The sequence below is a fragment of the Kutzneria sp. 744 genome, from assembly GCF_000568255.1.
Taxonomy (GTDB): Bacteria; Actinomycetota; Actinomycetes; order Mycobacteriales; family Pseudonocardiaceae; genus Kutzneria.
Genome location: NZ_KK037166.1, coordinates 4,313,229 through 4,331,563, shown reverse-complemented (window position 1 = coordinate 4,331,563; position 18,335 = coordinate 4,313,229). Strand labels below are relative to the sequence as shown.

The following is an 18,335-nucleotide window of genomic DNA, read 5'->3' as shown; positions in this document are numbered from 1 at the left end:
TATGGCACAGCACATTCTCGCCATCGACCAGGGCACGACCAGCACGCGCGCGATCGTGTTCGACCACGCCGGCGCCATCGTCTCGGTGGGGCAGAAGGAACACGAGCAGATCCTGCCGCGGGCCGGCTGGGTCGAGCACAACCCGGTCGAGATCACCGCCAACACCCGCTACGTCGTCGGCCAGGCGCTGGCCAAGGCCGACCTGAACATCGGCGACCTGGCCGCCGTCGGCATCACCAACCAACGCGAGACCGCGGTGGTCTGGGACCGGCACACCGGCGAGCCGGTGTACAACGCCATCGTCTGGCAGGACACCCGCACCCAGTCCATTGTGGACTCGCTCGGCGCGTTGGGCGGCGGGGCCGACCGGTACAAGGCCAAGGTCGGCCTGCCGCTGGCCACCTACTTCTCCGGCCCCAAGGTGCGCTGGATCCTCGACAACGTCGAGGGCGCCCGGGCCAAGGCCGAGAACGGCGACCTGCTGTTCGGCAACACCGACACGTGGACGCTGTGGAACCTCACCGGCGGCCCGAACGGCGGCGTGCACGTCACCGACGTGACCAACGCGTCCCGGACCATGCTGATGGACCTGGACACGCTGAACTGGGACGCCGAGATCGCCGCGGAGATGGGCATTCCGCTGTCCATGCTGCCCGAGATCCGTTCCTCCTCCGAGCACTACGGGGTCGGCGTCGGTGTGCTCAACGGCGTGCCGATCACCGGCATCCTGGGCGACCAGCAGGCGGCGACCTTCGGCCAGGCCTGCTTCGACGTCGGCACGGCCAAGAACACCTATGGCACCGGCAACTTCATGCTGCTCAACACCGGCACCGAGAAGGTGGCCAGCCGCAACGGTCTGCTCACCACCGTCTGCTACAAGATCGGCTCGCAGGACGCGGTGTACGCGCTGGAGGGCTCGATCGCCGTCACCGGCTCGCTCGTGCAGTGGCTGCGGGACAATCTCGGCATCATCGGCTCCGCCTCGGAGATCGAGGGCCTGGCCCGCAGCGTCGAGGACAACGGCGGCGCCTATTTTGTGCCGGCCTTCTCGGGCCTTTTCGCCCCGTACTGGCGTTCCGACGCTCGCGGCGCGCTGGTCGGCCTGACCCGCTTCGTCAGCAAGGGACATCTGGCCCGCGCGGTGCTGGAGGCTACTGCTTTCCAGACGCGCGAGGTGCTCGACGCCATGAACGCCGACTCCGGCGTGGCCCTGACCGAGCTGAAGGTCGACGGCGGCATGGTCGTCAACGAACTGCTCATGCAGTTCCAGGCCGACATCCTCGACGTTCCGGTGGTGCGGCCCAAGGTCGCCGAGACGACGGCGCTCGGCGCGGCCTACGCCGCCGGGCTCGCGGTCGGCTACTGGGGCGGCGAGGACGAGCTGCGGGCCAACTGGGCCGAGGACAAGCGGTGGACGCCCGCGCTGGACTCGTCCGAGCGGGAACGCGTTTACCGCAACTGGCGCAAGGCGGTCACGAAGTCGTTCGACTGGGTCGACGACGACGTGCGCTGAATGATCGACTAGAAGGAGTTCCCGATGTCCGCAAGGCTGGACGCCGGCTATCGCGAGGCGGCGCTGCGCACTCTCGCCGAGACCGAGTTCGACGTGCTCGTGATAGGCGGTGGCATCGTCGGTGTCGGCGCCGCCCTGGATGCCGCGTCGCGGGGCCTGTCCGTCGCGCTGGTCGAGGCGCGGGACTGGGCATCGGGAACCTCCAGCCGGTCGAGCAAGCTCGTGCACGGCGGGCTGCGCTACCTGGAGCAGTTCGAGTTCTCGTTGGTGCGCGAGGCTTTGCGGGAGCGGGGTCTGCTGCTCAAGCGCCTCGCCCCGCACCTGGTGAAGCCGGTGCCGTTCCTGTACCCGTTGACGCACAAGGGATGGGAACGGCCCTACGTCGGCGCCGGGCTGATGCTGTACGACACCATCGGCGGCGCGACCTCGGTCCCGATGCACAAACACCTGTCCCGCACCAAGGTCATGGCCATGTCACCGGGCCTGCGGCCGGATGCGCTCACCGGGGCCGTGCGCTACTACGACGCGCAGGTCGACGACGCCCGCTTCACCATGATGGTGGCCCGAACCGCTGCCCAGCACGGCGCGACCGTGCTGAATCGGGCCGAGGTCACGGAGTTGCTGCGCTCCGACGATCGTGTCGTGGGGGCTGTCGTCCGGGACGGCCTGTCCGGCAACGAGATCCGTGTCCGGGCGCGTCGGGTGATCGGCGCGACCGGCGTGTGGACCGAGGCCAACCCCGGCTTCCGGGTCCAGATGTCCAAGGGCGTGCACATCGTCGTGCGCCGGGAGCGGATCGAGCTCGAGACCGGGCTGATCATGCGCACCGAGAAGAGCGTGCTGTTCGTGATCCCGTGGGGCCGGCACTGGATCATCGGCACCACCGACACGCCCTACTCGGACGCGCCCGACCGGCCGACCGTCACGGATGAGGACGTCGAATATCTGTTGCAGCACGTGAACAAGGTGCTGCGCGAGCCGCTGACCGTCGACGACATCGTCGGCACCTACGCCGGGCTTCGCCCGCTGCTGGCCGGAAAGAACAGCGAGACCGCCAAGCTGTCCCGCGAGCACGCCGTCGCCTCGCCCTCGCCCGGGCATTTCGTGGTGGCCGGCGGGAAGTACACGACCTACCGGGTCATGGCGGCCGACGTCGTCAACGCCGCGGTGCACGGCCTCGGCGGCGTTGCGCCTTCGCTCACCGCGCGGCTGCCCATCCACGGCGCGGTCGGATACCGCGAGCTGTGGGCCGACCGGATCGCCTTCGCCTCGCGCAACGGCCTTTCGGTGTCCACTGTGGAGCATCTGCTGAACCGCTACGGCTCGGCCGTCACCGAGGTGGTGGAGCTGATCCGGCAGGATCCCGCCCTCGCGGCCCCGCTGGCCGGCGCCGAGGCGTACATCGCGGCCGAGATCGTGCATGCCGTGACCCACGAGGGCGCGCAGGATCTGGACGACGTCCTCAGCCGGCGGACCCGCATCGCCTTCGAGTACCCGGAACGCGGCCAGGCCTGCCTGGACCAGGTGGCCGACCTCGTCGGCGCGCGGCTCGGCTGGGACACCTCCGCGCGTCGGGAGGCCGTGGCGGACTATCGGGCCGGTGGTGTCATGATCACCGCGTGATCGGTCTTCGCTGCGCGCGCTTATTCGATGGCGACACCATGCACCACGGTCCGCGGACCGTGGTGCTCGACGGTGGCCGCATCGTCGGCTTCGACGATGCGGCCGTTGACGTTGTCGACCTCGGCGACGTGACGCTCATGCCGGGTCTGGTGGACGCCCATACCCATCTCGTCTTCGAGCCCGGCGGCGACACCGTGGGGGACATGACTTCCTTGCCGCGCGAGGACCTGCTGGAGCGGATGCGCCGGCATGCCGTGCAGGCATTGCGGGCCGGCATCACCACCGTGCGTGATCTGGGGGACCGGGACTACCTCGCCGTCGACCTCCGGGAGAGCACTTCCGGGCTGCTGCCCGAGATCCTCGCCGCCGGGCCGCCGATCACCACGCCCGGCGGGCATTGCTGGTTCCTCGGCGGCGAGGTGCCGGCCGACCGCGACGCCCTGATCGACGCCGTCGCCGAGCGGCTGGCCCGTGGCGTCGACGTCGTCAAGGTCATGGCCACCGGCGGCGGCATCACCGCCGGCAGCTCCCCGCACCAGTCCCAGTACGATCTCGACCAGCTCAGCGCCATCGTCGACGCCGCCCACTCCGTCGGTTTGCCCGTGACCGCCCACGCCCACGGCGGCGACGGCATCCGCGACGCCGTTCGCGCCGGTGTGGACGGCATCGAGCACGCCACCTTCCTCACCGCCGACGGCGCCGCCCCCGACTGGGGCACCATCCGCGAGATCATCGCCGCCGGCACCTACGTCGGCGTCACCGCCGGCCGCCTGCTCGGCGACGACACCCCGCCCACCCCGCCCCATGTCATTAAGGCCCGCGCTTTCCTCCCCCAGATGCTCCGCGAGGGCGCCCGTGTCGTCTGCTCCTCCGACGCCGGCATCATCGCGTACAAGCCGCACAACTGCCTTCCCTACGGCCTCCCCGAATTCCAGCGCTTCTCCGCCCTTTCCGCCGAGGCCGTCCTCACCTCCGTCACCCGCCTGGCCGCCGAGTCCTGCGGTCTCGGCGCCCGCAAGGGCCGCATCGCCCCCGGCTACGACGCCGACCTCCTTGTCGTGTTCGGTGATCCCACCTCCGACCTCACGGCCGTCCGCTCCGTCTCCGCCGTCTATCGCGCCGGCACTCCCGTGGACCTGTCTGTCAGGTGAGGAAGACGGTGAGCCGGTCGGCCTCTTCGGCTACGGCGGTGCGTTCGGTGCGGGTGAGGGGGCGGAGCGGGGTGACGGCGACGGCGTCGGCGGAGAGGGTCCAGGTGGCGGAGACGCGGCCGTCGACGAGGACGACGCGGGTGCCGGCGACGGAGACGAGGCGGTGGGCGTCGTCGACGATGCGGGTGCGGTCGTCGTAGCCGAGCAGGGCGTTGTCGAAGGCGGGCAGGAAGCGCACGGGGGCAGGGGTGTCGGGGGAGGGGCGAGGGGCGTCGGGAAGGTCGTGGAGCTCGCGGCCGCGTTCGTCACGGAAGGAGACGAGCTCGGGGCGCAGGGCGGCGACGGCGGCGGGGAGGCCGGCGAGGCCGGACCAGGCGCGGATGTCGGCGGTGGCGGCGGGGCCGAAGGCGGCGAGGTAGCGGCGGACCAAGGCGGGCCCGGCGTCGGCGGGATCGAGAGGGCGGCCGAGCCAGGACGTGACAAGGACGTTGCGTACGCCGCCTGTGCCGCGCCAGAGGCCACGGGGCGGGATCTGCACCACGGGCACGAGGGCGGCGATGAGCAGCTCGCCGAGGACCCGCGGGGGAACGTCGGGCCAACGGTTGGTGGCCTGCACGAGCTCGGCCATGGTTCGGGGTTCACCGTCGGCCATGACGGCGTGGCCGGCGGCGAGGAGCTCGTCGAGGTCGACATCGGCCAGTTCACGGCGGTAGGTGCTGAGAACCCGTTGGCGCAGCATGGAATCGTGCCGGGAACGCCAGGCGAGGACGTCGTCGGCGGTGAGCAGGTGGACCGTGCGGCGCATGAGGTGGGTACGCACAACCCGGCGCTGTACAAGGAGATCCGACAACGTCGAGGGTGAAAAGTCTTGCAGCCGCGACCAGAGCCCGATGAAGGGCTCCTGCGGCTCCTGCGCCTGGAGCCCGCAGAGATGCCCGACCGCGTCGAGAACCGGGAGGTCGACGCGGTCGAGCAGCAGCTGGCGGGCCAGGGTGGCGCGGTTGAGGGCCCGCTGGGACAGGACGGTCATCAGCCGGACTTCTGCCCGTCCAGGCTTTCCCGCAGGATGTCGGCGTGCCCGGCGTGCTGCGCGGTCTCGGCGATGACGTGCATGATCACGCGCCGGACGCTATATGAGCCGCCGGGCTCCAGCCAGGGGACGGGCGGCAGCGCGTGGCTGGTATCCAGGTCGGCGGTGGCCAGGATCTCGGCGGTGCTGGCGGCCACCTTCTCGTAGCGGGTGAGAATGTCGGCCAGGGTTTCGCCGGGCAGCATCAGGAAACCGTTCTGGTGGTCGATCATCCACCGTGGAGGTTGCGCGGCGCCGGTCATGATGTCGGCCCAGGTGACGCCGTCGGGCAGCTCGTGCGGCATGGCCGACGCGCCCTCGACGGTGAAGCGCAGCCACTGGTCCTCCATGGCCAGCACGTGCTTGATCACGCCGCCGACGCACAGCGAGCTGACGGTCGGGCGGGCGGCGGCCTGCTCGTCGGTGAGCCCGTCGGCCGTCCTGACCAGGGCGGATCGGGCGGCGGCGAGGACCGCGAGCAGGTCGGTGGTCTCAGTCATGGGACCACTCTGACAGGGGTAGTGGACAGGTTGTGACCGCTACTCTGGACGGCATGCCGAAAACTTCGGGACGGCTGCTGTCGCTGCTCTCCCTGCTCCAGCTGCGCCGCGACTGGCCCGGGCAGCTGCTGGCCGACCGCCTCGAAGTCAGCCCCCGCACGGTGCGGCGGGACGTGGATCGCCTGCGTGAGCTGGGCTATCCCATCCAGACGATCAAGGGACCGGACGGCGGGTACCGCCTCGGCGCCGGCGCCGAGCTGCCGCCGCTGCTGTTCGACGACGAGCAGGCGGTGGCGCTGGCCGTGGCGTTGCAGACCGCCATCGCCACCAGCGGTGTCGGCGAGGCCGCCGCTCGGGCGCTGAGCACCATCCGGCAGGTCATGCCGTCGCGGCTACGGCACCGCATCGACGCGTTGCAGGTCACGGCTCTGTCCGTGGGCCACCCGCCGGTCGACGTCGCCGTGATCATGGCGGTCAGCGCCGCTGTGCACGCTCGTGCGGTGCTGCGCTTCGACTACAAGGCCGAGTTGCGACGGGTCGAGCCGCACAACCTTGTGACCTGGAGCGGCCGCTGGTATCTCGTGGCCTGGGACCTCGAACGCGACGACTGGCGCACCTTCCGCGTCGACCGGATCGCGCCCCGCACGCCCACCGGCCCGCGTTTCACGCCGCGTGACCTGCCCGGCGGCGACGTGGCGACCTTCGTCGCGGGCCGCTTCAAGGGATCCGAGGGCATCGACGCGTGGCCGTGCCGTGGCGAGGTCATCCTCGCCTGTCCGGCCGGGGCGGTCGGGGACTTCGTCGGCAACGGCGTCGTCGAGGCGCTCGGCCCCGATCGCTGTCGTGTCGTGCTCGGCGCCTGGTCCTGGCCCGGATTGGCCGCCGCCTTCGGCCGATTCGGCGCGGACATCGAGGTCGTCGGCCCGCCCGAGCTCAGGGACGCCTTCGCCGTGTTGGCCCGTCGCTACGCCGCGGCTTCGTCTGCGGCCGAAGCGACATCGGGTTAGCGTGGACGGTGACTTCTTCCACCGGACGCTGGCCGCTGGTGTCGCTTTGCCTGGGGTTCTTCATGATTCCCCTGGACGCGACCGTGGTCGCCACCGCCCTGCCCGCCATCGGGCGTGACCTCGACGCCTCCGCGAGCGGCCTGCAGTGGGTGCTCGACGGGTACACGCTGGTGTTCGCCTGCCTGCTGTTGTCCGCCGGCTCGCTGGGAGATCGCCTCGGCGCGCGTCGGGTTTACCTGTGCGGGCTGGGTTTGTTCGTGCTTGCTTCGGCGATTTGCGGCCTGGCACCGAGCCTGTGGGTGCTCAACGCCGCGCGTCTCGTCCAGGGTCTGGCCGCGGCGCTCGTGCTGCCGACCTCGCTGGCCTTGATCAACGCCTCCTACCAGGACCGCGCCGCTCGGGCCCGAGCCATCGGCGTGTGGGGCGGCATGGGTGGCATCGCCGCCGGGCTCGGGCCGGTGCTCGGCGGCGTGCTGACCGGCTGGATCGGTTGGCCTGTCATCTTCTTCCTCAACGTTCCCGTCGGCGTCGCCGCGATTGTGTTGACGCTGCGCCATGTTGTCGCGCCCCGTCCGCAGGAGCGGGTCGGGCTGGACTTTTCCGGGCAGGTGCTGAGCATTCTCGCCGTCGGCGGCCTGGCCTTCGGGCTCATCGAGGGCGCCCTCTGGGCCTATGCCGTCGCCGTGGTCGGCGGCATCGGTTTTGTCGTCATGGAATCCCGCCGCCTTCATCCCATGCTGCCGCTGTCCTTGTTCCGTAGCAGGGAGTTCACCGGCTCCGTGCTCGTCGGCGCGGCCATCAACACCGGCTTCTACGGCGAGCTCTTCCTGCTTTCCCTGTACTTCCAGCACATTCGGGCCTTCACCCCGCTGCTGGCCGGGCTGGCCCTGCTGCCCCAGCCCGGCATCGCGTCGTTGGCCTCCTCCCTGGCCGGCCGGCACACCGCCCGGTTCGGGCCCCGACCCGTCATGCTCATCGGGCTGCTCACCGGCGCGCTGGGGCTGTTCGCCATGGTCTTCGCCGGCACCGCCACTCCGTACTGGCTGCTGATCCTTCCCTTGCTGGCCATCGGTTTCGGCACCGCCTACACCATGCCGGCGGCCACCGCCGCCACCATTGAGGCCGCCCCGGCCGGCATGGCCGGCACCGCTTCCGGCGCCCTCAACTCCAGCCGCCAGGTCGGCAGCACCCTCGGTGTCGCCATCTTCGGCGCCCTCGTCACCGGCACCGGCGACTTCATGACCGGCTACCACCTCAGTGTCCTGCTCGGTGGCGTGGTCTTCGCCGCCGGCGCCCTCGTCGCGTGGCGAACCGTCCCCCGCGGCTGATCCCGATGGCGTCGGGCATGATCGGGGGCGTGGACGAGCGGGCGGAGATCTCGACGGCGAAGGACGCGGCGAGCGACGAGCTGATCGTGTCCTTCGGCCGGTTGCTGGGCGTGGCGGGACGGCTGGGGCACATCCTCGGGCGGGCCATCGAGGAGGAGTTCGGGATCAGCCACCTCATGTACGAGGTGCTGCTGATCCTGGGCCGCGCCGGCGAGCCGGGGCTGTCGATGGGGGCGATCGGCCGGGAGCAGGTGCTCACGACCGGCGGCGTCACCCGGCTCGTCGACCGGATGGCCGCGGCCGGGCTGGTGGAGCGGGCCGACGATCCGGGCGACCGGCGGGGGCGGCTGGTCCGGCTGACGCCGCTCGGCGAGGACATCGTGGTCCGGGCGTCCCGGGTGCACCTGGCCAACATCGAGCGTTACTTCCTGGCCCCACTGCCGGTCGAGCACCGGGCCCAATTCCTCGCTGACCTGCGCATTCTTAGTCACGCCGCCCGGGACGCCCTGCCCCAGCTGCGGTGACCCAAGTCACTTCCTCAGGGAAATACCTGACGCGTCAGAATCTGTTGAGTCAGGTACTAGGCCACGAGGAGGACACCATGAGCACACTCGACTACAAGATCCTGGATGTCGACTTCCCGGTCGGCAGCCGGAACAAGACCGCCACCCTGGTCACCGGCGAGCACGACGCGCTGCTGGTCGACGCCGGCTTCACGAGGGCCGACGGGCACCGCCTGGTGGCCGAGATCCTCGACTCGGGCAAGCGGCTGACCACGGTGTTCGTCAGCCACGGCGACCCCGACTTCTACTTCGGGGCCGAGGTCGTCGCCGATGCCTTCCCAGAGGCCGAATTCGTGGCGACGCAGCCGGTGACCGAGCACATCAGGCACAGCTACGAGGGCAAGCTCGTGGCCTGGGCCCATGTCGGCGCGAACCTGCCGACCCGGCTGATCGACATCAAGCCGCTGACCGGGGACCTGGAGCTGGAGGGTAAGCGCTTTCAGCTGCGCGGCGGCCCGGCCGAACTGGCCGACCGGCACTACCTGTGGCAGCCGGAGGATGGCGTGATCCTCGGCGGAGTCCTTTTGTTCCAACGGGAACACGTGTGGGTGGCCGACACCCCGAAGCCGTCGCAGCGCGCCGCCTGGATCCAGCTGCTGGACGAGATGGCGTCGCTGGACGCCCAGTTGGTCGTGCCCGGGCACCGTCTGCCGGACGCGCCCGCCGACGTCACGGCGATCTCCGCGACCCGCGAGTACCTCGTCACGTTCGAACGGGAGCTGGCAGCGGCCGCCGACGGCGCTGCCCTGACCGAGGTTCTGACCAGCCGTTACCCCGACCACGGCATGCTGATCGCGGCGCAGCTCGGCCCGAAGGTGGCCAAGGGCGAAATGAGCTGGGGATGAGCGCCGCGGAGGTGGTGCGGCGCCAGTACCTGGCCTCGGCCGCCGGCGACCTGGCGGCGCTGCGGGACACCCTCGCCCCGGACGTGGAGTGGACCGAGATGGCCGGTTTCCCTTTGGCTGGAACGTATCGCACGCCCGAGGGCGTGACCGCCAACGTGATGGAGAAGCTCGCCGTCGACTGGGACGACTGGACCGCGCACGACGACACCTACGTCGTCGACGGCGAGAACGTCGTGGTGCTGGCCCGCTACACGGCCACCAACAAGGCCACCGGCAAGGCGATCCACGTCCGCGTCGCCCACCACTTCGTGGTGCGTGGCGGCAAGATCGTGCGCTTCGAGCAGTTCGTCGACACCGCCAAGGTCCTCGCGGCGATGTCGTGACCAGGCGGCGGGCTTCCGGCCCGCCGCCTTCGCTCGTCACATCGCCGACGCCTGCTGGTACGCCTGCTTCGCCGGGTCGCCCAGCGCCGGGCCCTCCAGGCTCGTGGTGTGCAGGTCTTCGTCCAGGCCGCCCCGGCTCACCACCGAGAAGATCGTGCCCGTCCGGCCGTCGAAGTCCGCCAGCCAGGGGCCGCCGCTGGAGCCGCCGGCCATGTCGCACGGCGAGTTCCAGCCGTCGCCCGCGGTGTTGTTGAACAGCGTCGCCTTCACCGTGCAGCGCATGAGAAACTCCCCTTGCGCCAGCTTCGATCCCGCGTAGCCGAACATGGTCGCCTGGCCCGTCGGCCTCGTCCCGAAGGCGATCTTCTGCGTCCCGGCCACGTCCCCCACGTGTTTGCCGTTCCGGGTTGCCAGCACCACCATCGCCACGTCCCACGGCATCAGGTTGTAGTTCGGCGGCGCCACGAACGCCCTCGCCGCGAACACCCCCTCCGGCTCCTCGCCCCGGTCATAACCCGGCACGAACACGATGTTCTTGGCCTTGATCTCCGTGTCGTCCCTGGTGAACCCCGGATGCACGCAGTGCGCCGCCGTCACCACCGTGTCCCGGTTCCCGCTCGGCACCGCCGTCGCCGTGCACCAGCTGTCGCCGCCCGGCTCCTCCGTGAAGAAGAACCGCCCCACCCCCTTCGGCGCCGGCTTCCCCCACGGCTTCGCCAGCCTCTCCGCCGGCTCCGTCGGCTCGCTCCCCACCGCCCGCATCCGCTCCGGCGTCCAGTAGGCCAGCGCCGCCGCCTGCTCCGCCGCCCCCACCGTGTCCACCCGCGGCCCCGGCCCCGTGTCCGCCACCGCCGCCGGCGTCCCCACCGTCGCCACCGCCACAAAAACGAGCACCGCTCGCGCCATCCTGCCCATGGCTCGTAGGACGCGCCACCCGTCCACAGGTTGCACTCCCGCTTTTCAGCGACAATGCCCACTTTTTGTCAACTTCCCGCCCACTAGCCCCGCAAATGACCACTTTTATGCCTGTTTTCAACGCTCGATCCATGCCTATCATGGTCCGCGTGTCCGGCTACGAGTACGACATATTCATCAGCTACGCACGTGAGGGCAGCGCGCAGAAATGGCTGCTGAACCACTTCCTGTCGAAACTGAAGGAGTGTCTCGCCGACGAGATCGCGCCCAAACCGCGGGTGTATGTCGACCGCGAGATGGAGCGTGGCGTCCACTGGCCGTCCAGCCTGCAACGGGCCCTGCTCCACAGCAAGATCATGCTCCAGGTGCTTGCCCCGCCCTACTTCGAGTCGGACTGGTGCCGCGCCGAGTGGGAGAGCATGCGCGCGCGGCAGGAACGGCTGGGGCTGGCCAGCGTCGACACGCCGCAGGGGCTGATCTACTCCGTGCTGTACGGCGACTCGGACAGCTTTCCGGATGCGGCCCGCGAAGTAGCGTGGGTGGACTTCAAGGAATTCGCCAACCCGGACATGGCGTTTCAGAAGACCAAAAAATTCGGGGCCTTTCACTGGAAGGTTCGTGATTTGGCCCGCGACCTGGTCGTACTGCTTCCGCAGGTGCCGGAATGGCAACCCGACTGGCCGATCGTCAAGATGCCGGAGCCGGTTCTCCGGCGGACGACGCCGATACCGAGGTTCGGGTGATGACCGGCACGGTCGTCACCTTCTACTCCTACAAAGGCGGCGTCGGCCGCAGTTCGACGTTGGCCAACGTCGCGGTGCTGCTGGCCCGTTGGGGCTACCGCGTGCTGGCCGTCGACTGGGACCTTGAGGCTCCCGGCCTGCACTACTACTTCAAGCACGCCATGGCCGAGCCGCCGGCCGGCGGCGTCATCGACCTGGCCCACGACTTCCTCAACAACACACCGCCCCGTCGCTACGAGCTCCAACTCGATGTCGAGGAAGGCACGCTCGCCCTGCTGGCCGCCGGCCGCTTCGACCAGGACTACGCGCAGCGTGTGCAGTCCATCGACTGGGAGGAGCTCTACCGGCTGGGTTTCGCTGCTTACCTGGAAGAGCGCCGCGCGGAGTGGACCGACGCCTACGACTTCGTGCTGATCGACAGCCGCACCGGCATCTCCGACACCGCCGGCATCTGCACCGCCCATCTGCCCGACCGGCTGGTCGTCGTGTTCACGGCCAACGACCAGAACCTCCAGGACGTCGTCGACATCGCGAAACGGGCCGACCGGGCCCGCGACGGCATGCCCTTCGACCGGCCCAAGAACATGGTGCTGCCGGTGTTGTCCCGCCTCGACAGCCGGGTCGAGTACGAGCGTGCCGAGGACTGGCAGCGGCGCTGCGCCGCCGCCGTCGAGCCGCTGTTCAGCGACTGGCTGGCCCAGACGGTGTCGGAAGAGGTGATGATGCGGCACCTGACGCTGCCGTACGTCTCCTACTGGAGTTTCGGTGAGCAGTTGCCGGTGCTGGAGGAGCCGAACCCGTCGGCTGACCAGCTCTCCTATGCGCTGGAGACTGTTGCGGCCGTCATCGCGCAGCATTTCGACCGCACCGACCTGTTGGCCGACAACCGGGACGCCTACGTGGCCGAGGCCCGGGCCAACCACGACGAGTTCGACCTGGATCTCCTGGTCTCCAGCCCCCGCTCCGCCGCCAACGATGCCGCCGAGCTGGTGGACAAGCTGATCCGGCTGGGCCTGCGGGCCGATCAGTCGCTGTCCGGGCTGCCGGAGTTCCTCGACCGGTCGCCGCTGTTCGCCAAGCACCTGTGCCTGGTGGTGGACGGTGAGGTGACTCGGTGGCAGGTCAACGAGGCCGAGCACTTCCTGCGCCAGACCCTTGCCCCGGGGGACGGGCAGCGCCAGCTGTTCCTCGTGCTGACCCGCGGCGGCGACCGTGAAAGCCTGCCGGGCTTCCTGCGCAATCTGCGGCCGCTGAAGTTGGGGCCGGGCGTGGCCCGGGAGCTGTACGAGCTGATCACCGCCTCGCAGGACATCGCCAACCCCGATCGGGAAACCCTGCGGGAGGCCGCCGCGGCGCTGCGGAACCTGCCTACGCAGCTTCCCTACTCCGGACGGCTGGCACTGGTCGGTGAGACCGTCGCCGGCATGACCGGCGCCCTCAACGCCGGCGACCTGGCCCTGCTGCACGACCTTTCCGTGGACCTCGAACTGCTCAGCAAGACCCGTGGGCGGGCCTATTCCGTCGAGCTGCCCGCGGAGCTCTCGGCCGAGGTTCGCGCGCTGCTCGACCGGATCGACCGCCGACTCACCGTCTGAAAGGTGCTGTGATGCCCGAGAAGTACGGAAATCCCGAGCAGGCGACTCTGTTCGCGCTGATGCTGGCCCGTGGCACGGTGCGGAACCCGGATCTGAAGAAGAACTACGGGATCGAGTTGCGCGCGGACGGCCGGGACCGGTTGAACAAGGACGGCCTCATCCGGTCCTGGCAGCTGGGCCGGCCGTACGTGCACCAGATCACCGACGACGGCATTGCCTGGTGCGCCAAGGCATTGGGCAAGGTCGAGGCCCCGGATCGGACAGGTCCGCTGCCCCGCCTGGTGTTCGAGGTCATGCGCAGCCTGCCGCGGTACCTGGCCTGGCGGGACATCGACTTCGCCGACGTGCTCGACCGGGGCAGCCTGGAGGCCCTGATCCGCGGCGTCTACGAGCAACTGTCGGTCAAGCCCGAGGAGTGGATCCGGCTGGCCCGGATCCGGCCGGAGACCGACGGCATCGACCGGCAGACGGTCGACACCGTGCTACTCAGGATGATCAAGGCGGGCGGGGCCAACCTGGCCCCGGACTCCAACCGCAAGGTGCTGACCGACGAGGACCGGGACGCGGCGATCCGGATCGGCACCGAGGACAAGCATCTGCTGCTGATCGAGGGATCATGACCGAGGAGCTACGCAAGGCCTTGGCGGCGCTGCGGTTCAACTCCGCCGAGACGCCGGACGAAGTCTGGAACACTTCACCGTCGCATGTGGACGGACTGCATGTGGTGGCCGAATACCGCATCAGGAACGGCATCGCGGACGCGGCGGCCAGTACCGGCCCCAGCCCGATCGGCCTGGTGCTGCAGGGGCAGAAGGGGATCGGCAAGACGCACCTCCTAGGCTGGGCGCGTCGGGCCGTGCAGCGTGAGGGCGGCTACTTCTTCCTCGTCGAGCTGACCAAGGGCGACGAGTTCTGGGCCGACGTCGCCAGCGCCATGCGCAGCGAGCTGCGACAGGTCAACGAGGACGGCGAGCTGCAGATCATCGCGCTGCTCCGGCGGCTGTGTGTGCGGGCGAACGTGCCGGAGGCGGTGCGGCGGTCGCTGCTCAACCGAACCGCGCTGACCGCCGAGAGCCTGCGCGAACTCGTCCGCTACCTGCTGAAGGTGGATGAGCGGGTCGTCGCCGAAGGTGCGGACACCATTCGCGCGCTGGCGCTGTATGCCTCCGAGCACTTCGAGGTCGGGCGGTCGTTCCTGGAGGGCACGGCCGAGGCGACCCACGCCCGCCGCTGGGGAATCCCGGCCAAACAGCAGGATCCGCGCATCCTCGTGCGGGACATCTCGCGTGTGCTGGCGCTCACCGGTCCCTGCGTGGTCGCCATCGATCAGTTGGACACGCTGGTCAGCAAGGGACAGCATGCGATCGAGGCCGGCGAGCCGAGCCCGGCGTTGAAGCTGGAGGTCGCGTCCATCGCGGACGGCCTGATGCAGCTGCGCCAGACGACCAGGCGGACCCTGTCGATCGTGGCCTGCCTGCCCAACTCCTGGTCGCTGCTGGAGGACAACGCGAGCGACTCGGTCGAGGACCGCTTCACCAGGACGCCGGTGCTGAAGCTGATCGGCGATCCGGAGTTCGGCCGGGCGCTGGTGGCGAAGTGGCTGTCGACGGTCTACGAGCGGGAGGGGTTCACGCCGCCGCACCCGACCTGGCCGGTGTCGCCGGCCGCGTTCGGCGACTCGTGGACCTCCTACACGCCGCGTGAGCTGCTCAAGGTCATCCATGCCCACGCCGAGGCCTGTGTGTTCGGCGAGGTCCGCGAGCTGCGCTCCTTCGACGAGAAGCCGTCCGAGCTGCCCGTCCGGGTCGCCGGGCCGCCTCCCGACTACCTGAGGGAGTACGACGAGAAGTTCGCCAAGCTGCGGGCGGAGGCCACCATCTCGGCCGGCGACCTGAAGCTGACCACCGAGGACGACGTGATGCCGGGCCTGCTCCTGGCCGCGGTGCAGGCGTGGATCACCGAGGTCGGCAACGACGCCATGGAGTGGAAGCCCGATCCCGCGCACGGCGGCGACTCGCTGCACGTGAGCCTGCGCCGCACTGTCGACGAGGAACAGGACATCCAGGAGCTGTGGGGTTTCCGGTTCATCGCGAGCGCACACGGGACCACCGTGCTGCGTCGAATGCGCAACGCCCGCGACGCGGCGCAGATGCGGCCCGGCGTGAACAACCGGCACCTGGTCCTGCTGCAGAACGGGAACCGGGGCTGGGCCGGTGCGAAGACCAGGCACGAGGCCGCCGAGTTGGAGGGGGCAGGCGGCCGGCGGGTCAAGATCACCGATGACGACCTGCGGACCTTCAGCGCCTTGAAGGAGATGCTGGCCGACCAGACGCACCAGCTGATGGCGTGGATGGTGTCGCGCAAGCCGGTGAGCACGACGACGTTTCTGCGGGAGATATTGCCGGAGCAGGGGTCGGGGGCGGCGACGCGGCGGGAGACGCGGCCGCCGCCGGTCGAGACCGCGCTGAAGACGGTGGTGGAGACGGCTGGACCGGAAGCGGAGCCGGCTTGGCCGACCGCGGAGCCGGAACCGGTGGTGGCCGTTGAGCGGACGGAACAGATCCAGAGCGCCGAGGAGATTGTGCTGGACTCGGTGCGGATCGAGCTGGAGTCGTTGCGGAAGCATGTGATGATCTTCGCGGGGTCGGGGAGCGGGAAGACGGTGCTGCTGCGCAGGATCGTGGAGGAGTGTGCGCTGCGGGGCGTGTCGGCGATCGTGCTGGACCCGAACAACGACCTGGCGAGGATGGGGGATGCCTGGCCGGAAAGGCCGGTGGGGTGGGGGGAAGGGGATGGAGAGAGGGCGAAGGAGTACCTGGCGAACACCGAGGTGGTGGTGTGGACGCCGGGAAGGGCGGGTGGAAGGCCGCTGAGTTTTCAGCCGCTGCCGGACTTCGACAGCGTCCGGGAGGACGTGGACGAGTTCCAGGCGGCGGTGGAGGCGGCGGTGGCGAGGCTGGTGCCGCACGCGGGGCTGACGGGAGCGTCGAAGGCGGCGCAGCGGGGCAAAGCGGTGCTGAGGGAGGCGCTGACGTACTACGCGAGGAGGGGGAACCGGGACCTGGAAGGGTTCGTGGAGACGCTGGCGGAGCTGCCGGAAGGGGTGAGCCAGCTCAACACGGGGACGGCGACGGCGGCGGATCTGGCGGAGACGCTGAGGGCGGCGATGGTCAACGACCCGCTGTTGGGCGGGAGCGGCACGCCGACGGATCCGGAGCTGCTGCTGACGCCGTCGGAAGGCAAGCGGGCGCGGGTGTCGGTGATCAGCTTCGTGGGACTGCCGGCGGAGGAGCAGCGACAGGGGTTCGTCAGCCAGTTGCAGCTGGAGGTGTTCGCCTGGGTCAAGCGGAACCCGGCGACGGACCGGCCGCTGGGCGGGCTGATCGTGATGGACGAGGCGCAGACCATTGCGCCGTCCGGGAATCTGACGGCCAGCACGCAGAGCACGATCCTGCTGGCCTCGCAGGCCCGCAAGTACGGGCTGGGGCTGATTCTGGCCACGCAGGCGCCGAAAGGGGTGCACAACCAGGTCGTCGGCAACGCCACGACGCAGTTCTTCGGGCGGCTCAACAGCCCGGCGCAGATCGCGGCGGCGACGGAAATGGCGCGGGCCAAGGGAAGCGGGGTGGCGGACATCTCCCGGCTTGAGCGGGGGCAGTTCTACGCCACGGGGGAGAAGTTCGGGTTCCGCAAGATCAGGACGCCGCTGTGCCTGAGCCACCACCCACCGAGTCCGCTGCGGCTGGAGGAAGTTCTCGACCGGGCGCGCGACTAGCAACGGGCTCCCCACCGGAGGTGGGGAGCCCGTTGGCGTTGCTATCCGAGGGAAGCGGCGAGGACGGTGTTGATGCGCTGCCACAGGGCGGCGAACAGCTCCTCGCGACGGTAACCGCGGCTCGGCGCCCCGGCCCAACACCGAAAGGTCATGCAGCTCAAGGACAGCGGCGCCGGCGGAGAGGTCGTAGACGGGCCGGGCCCAGCCGTTGCTGCACGCGCTGCCGGCGTCGTGGCGGCCGACGACGAAGTTGACGGTCTCGTCGCCGCCGATGCCGCCGCGCTGAATGTCCAAGGCGTACAAGGTGTCCCCGGCCCGCTCGATGCGAACGGAGATCCGGGCGTCGCCGACGTGCGCGGTGCCGGCGAAGCCGCGCCGCGAGAGACCGGGCAGGGCGGCGGCGAACTGCTCGCCCAGGTACCGCATGGCGGCGTCCTGCTCGGCGTAACGGCTGAAGGTCGCCGGAACGGCAGCGGGGGCAACGAATTCCCGGGCCCCGGTGACGATGTCCGCGACGGGGGCGGACAAGGACGAAGCCTCGATGCGGGCGGCCAGCGCCTCGGTGAGGCCCTCGGAGTCGCGCAGGTAAGCGATATGCGGGTGTGACAACTCGGCGGGAACCTCAAGAGAGCCGGCCAACACCGGCAGCACGTGCTCGTCCCCGGCCTTGACGGCGCGAAGCATCGCCGCCGCGAAGTCGTCCACGGACGACACGAACGGCACGAAGAACCGCACCCGGGCGTCCGGCAGGTCACCGCTTTCCTTGTGTGACCACCATTCGTGCGTCTGATCCGGACCGTGCAGCACGGTCAGCCCCCGCTGTCGCCACGCCTCGACTGCCTCCCCGACCGCGTCCCGCTGCTCCTCGGCGAACGACACGGCAACGTCGTAGTCCACTCCAACCTCCTGGTGCTCCGGTTCCGCTGTGTGTGGGCAGGATCCGGACACGATGTCGACGGGAAGTGGACGAGCGGTGGATCCGACCGTTTCCCGTTTCCCATCCCGGTGGGAAACGGTCACCTCATTGTTGTCGCGATCATTCTGACGAATCCTTGACGTGGGCGCCGGAATTCCCGGAAACAACGCCCCGGCAATCACTTTCTCTCGCCAGGAGGATTTGTCATGTCCACTTCTGTGTCCCGTTTGCTCGCCGGCGTCGGTGCGGCCGTGATCGCGTTGTGCATCGTCTTCGGCGCGGCGGCCGGCAGCGCGGCCCACCGCGCCGACGGCAACGACCCGACCCCGCCGCCGCCCACCACGACCAGCGTCAACACCGACGGCGGCAACCCCTGGCACGGCTGATCGCGGACGCCGGCCGCGAAGCG

At 69.8% G+C, this 18,335-nt stretch carries 17 protein-coding genes; 14 read left to right on the top strand and 3 right to left on the bottom strand.

Translation table 11 applies throughout. The annotated features are described in order from the left end of the window. The first annotated feature begins 1 nt into the window (after position 1). The 3 genes from glpK to KUTG_RS19485 are packed head-to-tail and all read left to right on the top strand — an operon-like array spanning position 2 to position 4,287. Positions 2–1,513, top strand: coding sequence for a glycerol kinase GlpK (glpK, locus tag KUTG_RS19495; protein ID WP_043718666.1), 1,512 nt, complete (start codon positions 2–4; stop codon positions 1,511–1,513). Positions 1,514–1,537: 24 nt separating this feature from the next. Further along, positions 1,538–3,136 carry a glycerol-3-phosphate dehydrogenase/oxidase gene (locus KUTG_RS19490; RefSeq protein WP_052394978.1) on the top strand — a complete coding sequence of 533 codons (1,599 nt, stop codon included), beginning with the start codon at positions 1,538–1,540 and terminating at the stop codon, positions 3,134–3,136. Positions 3,137–3,174: 38 nt separating this feature from the next. Then, a complete protein-coding gene (locus tag KUTG_RS19485; protein ID WP_084581210.1) occupies positions 3,175–4,287 on the top strand; it encodes a metal-dependent hydrolase family protein in 1,113 nt (370 codons plus the stop codon). On the opposite strand, the gene KUTG_RS19480 is transcribed toward KUTG_RS19485, so the two are convergent. Continuing rightward, complete coding sequence (locus KUTG_RS19480) at positions 4,280–5,317, bottom strand: winged helix DNA-binding domain-containing protein (RefSeq protein ID WP_043718663.1); 1,038 nt, start codon at positions 5,315–5,317, stop codon at positions 4,280–4,282. The genes KUTG_RS19485 and KUTG_RS19480 overlap by 8 nt on opposite strands. Further along, positions 5,317–5,856 carry a DinB family protein gene (locus KUTG_RS19475; RefSeq protein WP_043718662.1) on the bottom strand — a complete coding sequence of 180 codons (540 nt, stop codon included), beginning with the start codon at positions 5,854–5,856 and terminating at the stop codon, positions 5,317–5,319. The genes KUTG_RS19480 and KUTG_RS19475 overlap by 1 nt, the downstream gene beginning before the upstream one ends. Positions 5,857–5,909: 53 nt before the next feature. Here KUTG_RS19475 and KUTG_RS19470 point away from each other — a divergent pair, with 53 nt between their 5' ends. From KUTG_RS19470 to KUTG_RS19450, 5 genes are all read left to right on the top strand, one after another. Next, positions 5,910–6,863, top strand: a complete 954-nt coding sequence (locus tag KUTG_RS19470) for a helix-turn-helix transcriptional regulator (RefSeq protein WP_198047225.1) — start codon at positions 5,910–5,912, stop codon at positions 6,861–6,863. An 8-nt stretch (positions 6,864–6,871) separates the two neighbouring features. Then, the gene (locus tag KUTG_RS19465) at positions 6,872–8,191 is read left to right on the top strand and encodes an MFS transporter (protein ID WP_043718661.1); all 1,320 of its coding nucleotides are present in this window, start codon (positions 6,872–6,874) and stop codon (positions 8,189–8,191) included. Further along, entirely contained in the window at positions 8,167–8,715 is a 549-nt protein-coding gene (locus KUTG_RS19460; protein ID WP_232240860.1) for a MarR family winged helix-turn-helix transcriptional regulator, read from the top strand. The genes KUTG_RS19465 and KUTG_RS19460 overlap by 25 nt, the downstream gene beginning before the upstream one ends. A gap of 77 nt (positions 8,716–8,792) precedes the next feature. Further along, on the top strand, positions 8,793–9,599 hold the full coding sequence (locus KUTG_RS19455) for an MBL fold metallo-hydrolase (protein ID WP_043718660.1): 807 nt from the start codon (positions 8,793–8,795) through the stop codon (positions 9,597–9,599). Then, positions 9,596–9,982 carry a nuclear transport factor 2 family protein gene (locus tag KUTG_RS19450; RefSeq protein WP_043718659.1) on the top strand — a complete coding sequence of 129 codons (387 nt, stop codon included), beginning with the start codon at positions 9,596–9,598 and terminating at the stop codon, positions 9,980–9,982. The genes KUTG_RS19455 and KUTG_RS19450 overlap by 4 nt, the downstream gene beginning before the upstream one ends. Before the next feature lie 36 nt (positions 9,983–10,018). Here KUTG_RS19450 and KUTG_RS19445 read toward each other — a convergent pair whose 3' ends face one another. Further along, positions 10,019–10,897 carry a trypsin-like serine peptidase gene (locus KUTG_RS19445; protein WP_232240859.1) on the bottom strand — a complete coding sequence of 293 codons (879 nt, stop codon included), beginning with the start codon at positions 10,895–10,897 and terminating at the stop codon, positions 10,019–10,021. 149 nt (positions 10,898–11,046) lie between these two features. Between KUTG_RS19445 and KUTG_RS19440 the strand changes: the two genes are divergently transcribed. From KUTG_RS19440 to KUTG_RS58660, 6 genes are all read left to right on the top strand, one after another. Then, on the top strand, positions 11,047–11,640 hold the full coding sequence (locus tag KUTG_RS19440; RefSeq protein ID WP_043729913.1) for a TIR domain-containing protein: 594 nt from the start codon (positions 11,047–11,049) through the stop codon (positions 11,638–11,640). Then, on the top strand, positions 11,640–13,235 hold the full coding sequence (locus KUTG_RS19435; RefSeq protein WP_043718658.1) for a KGGVGR-motif variant AAA ATPase: 1,596 nt from the start codon (positions 11,640–11,642) through the stop codon (positions 13,233–13,235). Before KUTG_RS19440 ends, KUTG_RS19435 begins: the two co-directional genes overlap by 1 nt. Positions 13,236–13,246: 11 nt before the next feature. Continuing rightward, positions 13,247–13,855: a hypothetical protein gene (locus KUTG_RS19430; RefSeq protein WP_043729911.1), complete on the top strand. Its 609-nt coding sequence runs from the start codon at positions 13,247–13,249 to the stop codon at positions 13,853–13,855. Continuing rightward, positions 13,852–17,010, top strand: coding sequence for an ATP-binding protein (locus KUTG_RS19425; protein ID WP_043718657.1), 3,159 nt, complete (start codon positions 13,852–13,854; stop codon positions 17,008–17,010). The genes KUTG_RS19430 and KUTG_RS19425 overlap by 4 nt, the downstream gene beginning before the upstream one ends. 150 nt (positions 17,011–17,160) lie before the next feature. Continuing rightward, complete coding sequence (locus KUTG_RS63710) at positions 17,161–17,616, top strand: hypothetical protein (protein WP_232240858.1); 456 nt, start codon at positions 17,161–17,163, stop codon at positions 17,614–17,616. A 516-nt stretch (positions 17,617–18,132) separates the two neighbouring features. Continuing rightward, positions 18,133–18,312, top strand: a complete 180-nt coding sequence (locus KUTG_RS58660; RefSeq protein WP_157494640.1) for a hypothetical protein — start codon at positions 18,133–18,135, stop codon at positions 18,310–18,312. The last annotated feature ends 23 nt before the right edge of the window (positions 18,313–18,335 follow it).

Bases quoted from the DNA above. Each gene is read 5' to 3' on its own strand.
- KUTG_RS19480 (WP_043718663.1), bottom strand. From the start codon at position 5,317: ATGACCGTCCTGTCCCAGCGGGCCCTCAACCGCGCCACCCTGGCCCGC.
- KUTG_RS63710 (WP_232240858.1), top strand. From the start codon at position 17,161: ATGCAGCTCAAGGACAGCGGCGCCGGCGGAGAGGTCGTAGACGGGCCG.
- KUTG_RS19450 (WP_043718659.1), top strand. From the start codon at position 9,596: ATGAGCGCCGCGGAGGTGGTGCGGCGCCAGTACCTGGCCTCGGCCGCC.
- KUTG_RS19445 (WP_232240859.1), bottom strand. From the start codon at position 10,897: ATGGGCAGGATGGCGCGAGCGGTGCTCGTTTTTGTGGCGGTGGCGACG.
- KUTG_RS19490 (WP_052394978.1), top strand. From the start codon at position 1,538: ATGTCCGCAAGGCTGGACGCCGGCTATCGCGAGGCGGCGCTGCGCACT.
- KUTG_RS19425 (WP_043718657.1), top strand. From the start codon at position 13,852: ATGACCGAGGAGCTACGCAAGGCCTTGGCGGCGCTGCGGTTCAACTCC.
- KUTG_RS19435 (WP_043718658.1), top strand. From the start codon at position 11,640: ATGACCGGCACGGTCGTCACCTTCTACTCCTACAAAGGCGGCGTCGGC.
- KUTG_RS19430 (WP_043729911.1), top strand. From the start codon at position 13,247: ATGCCCGAGAAGTACGGAAATCCCGAGCAGGCGACTCTGTTCGCGCTG.
- KUTG_RS58660 (WP_157494640.1), top strand. From the start codon at position 18,133: ATGTCCACTTCTGTGTCCCGTTTGCTCGCCGGCGTCGGTGCGGCCGTG.
- KUTG_RS19470 (WP_198047225.1), top strand. From the start codon at position 5,910: ATGCCGAAAACTTCGGGACGGCTGCTGTCGCTGCTCTCCCTGCTCCAG.
- glpK (WP_043718666.1), top strand. From the start codon at position 2: ATGGCACAGCACATTCTCGCCATCGACCAGGGCACGACCAGCACGCGC.
- KUTG_RS19485 (WP_084581210.1), top strand. From the start codon at position 3,175: ATGCACCACGGTCCGCGGACCGTGGTGCTCGACGGTGGCCGCATCGTC.
- KUTG_RS19455 (WP_043718660.1), top strand. From the start codon at position 8,793: ATGAGCACACTCGACTACAAGATCCTGGATGTCGACTTCCCGGTCGGC.
- KUTG_RS19475 (WP_043718662.1), bottom strand. From the start codon at position 5,856: ATGACTGAGACCACCGACCTGCTCGCGGTCCTCGCCGCCGCCCGATCC.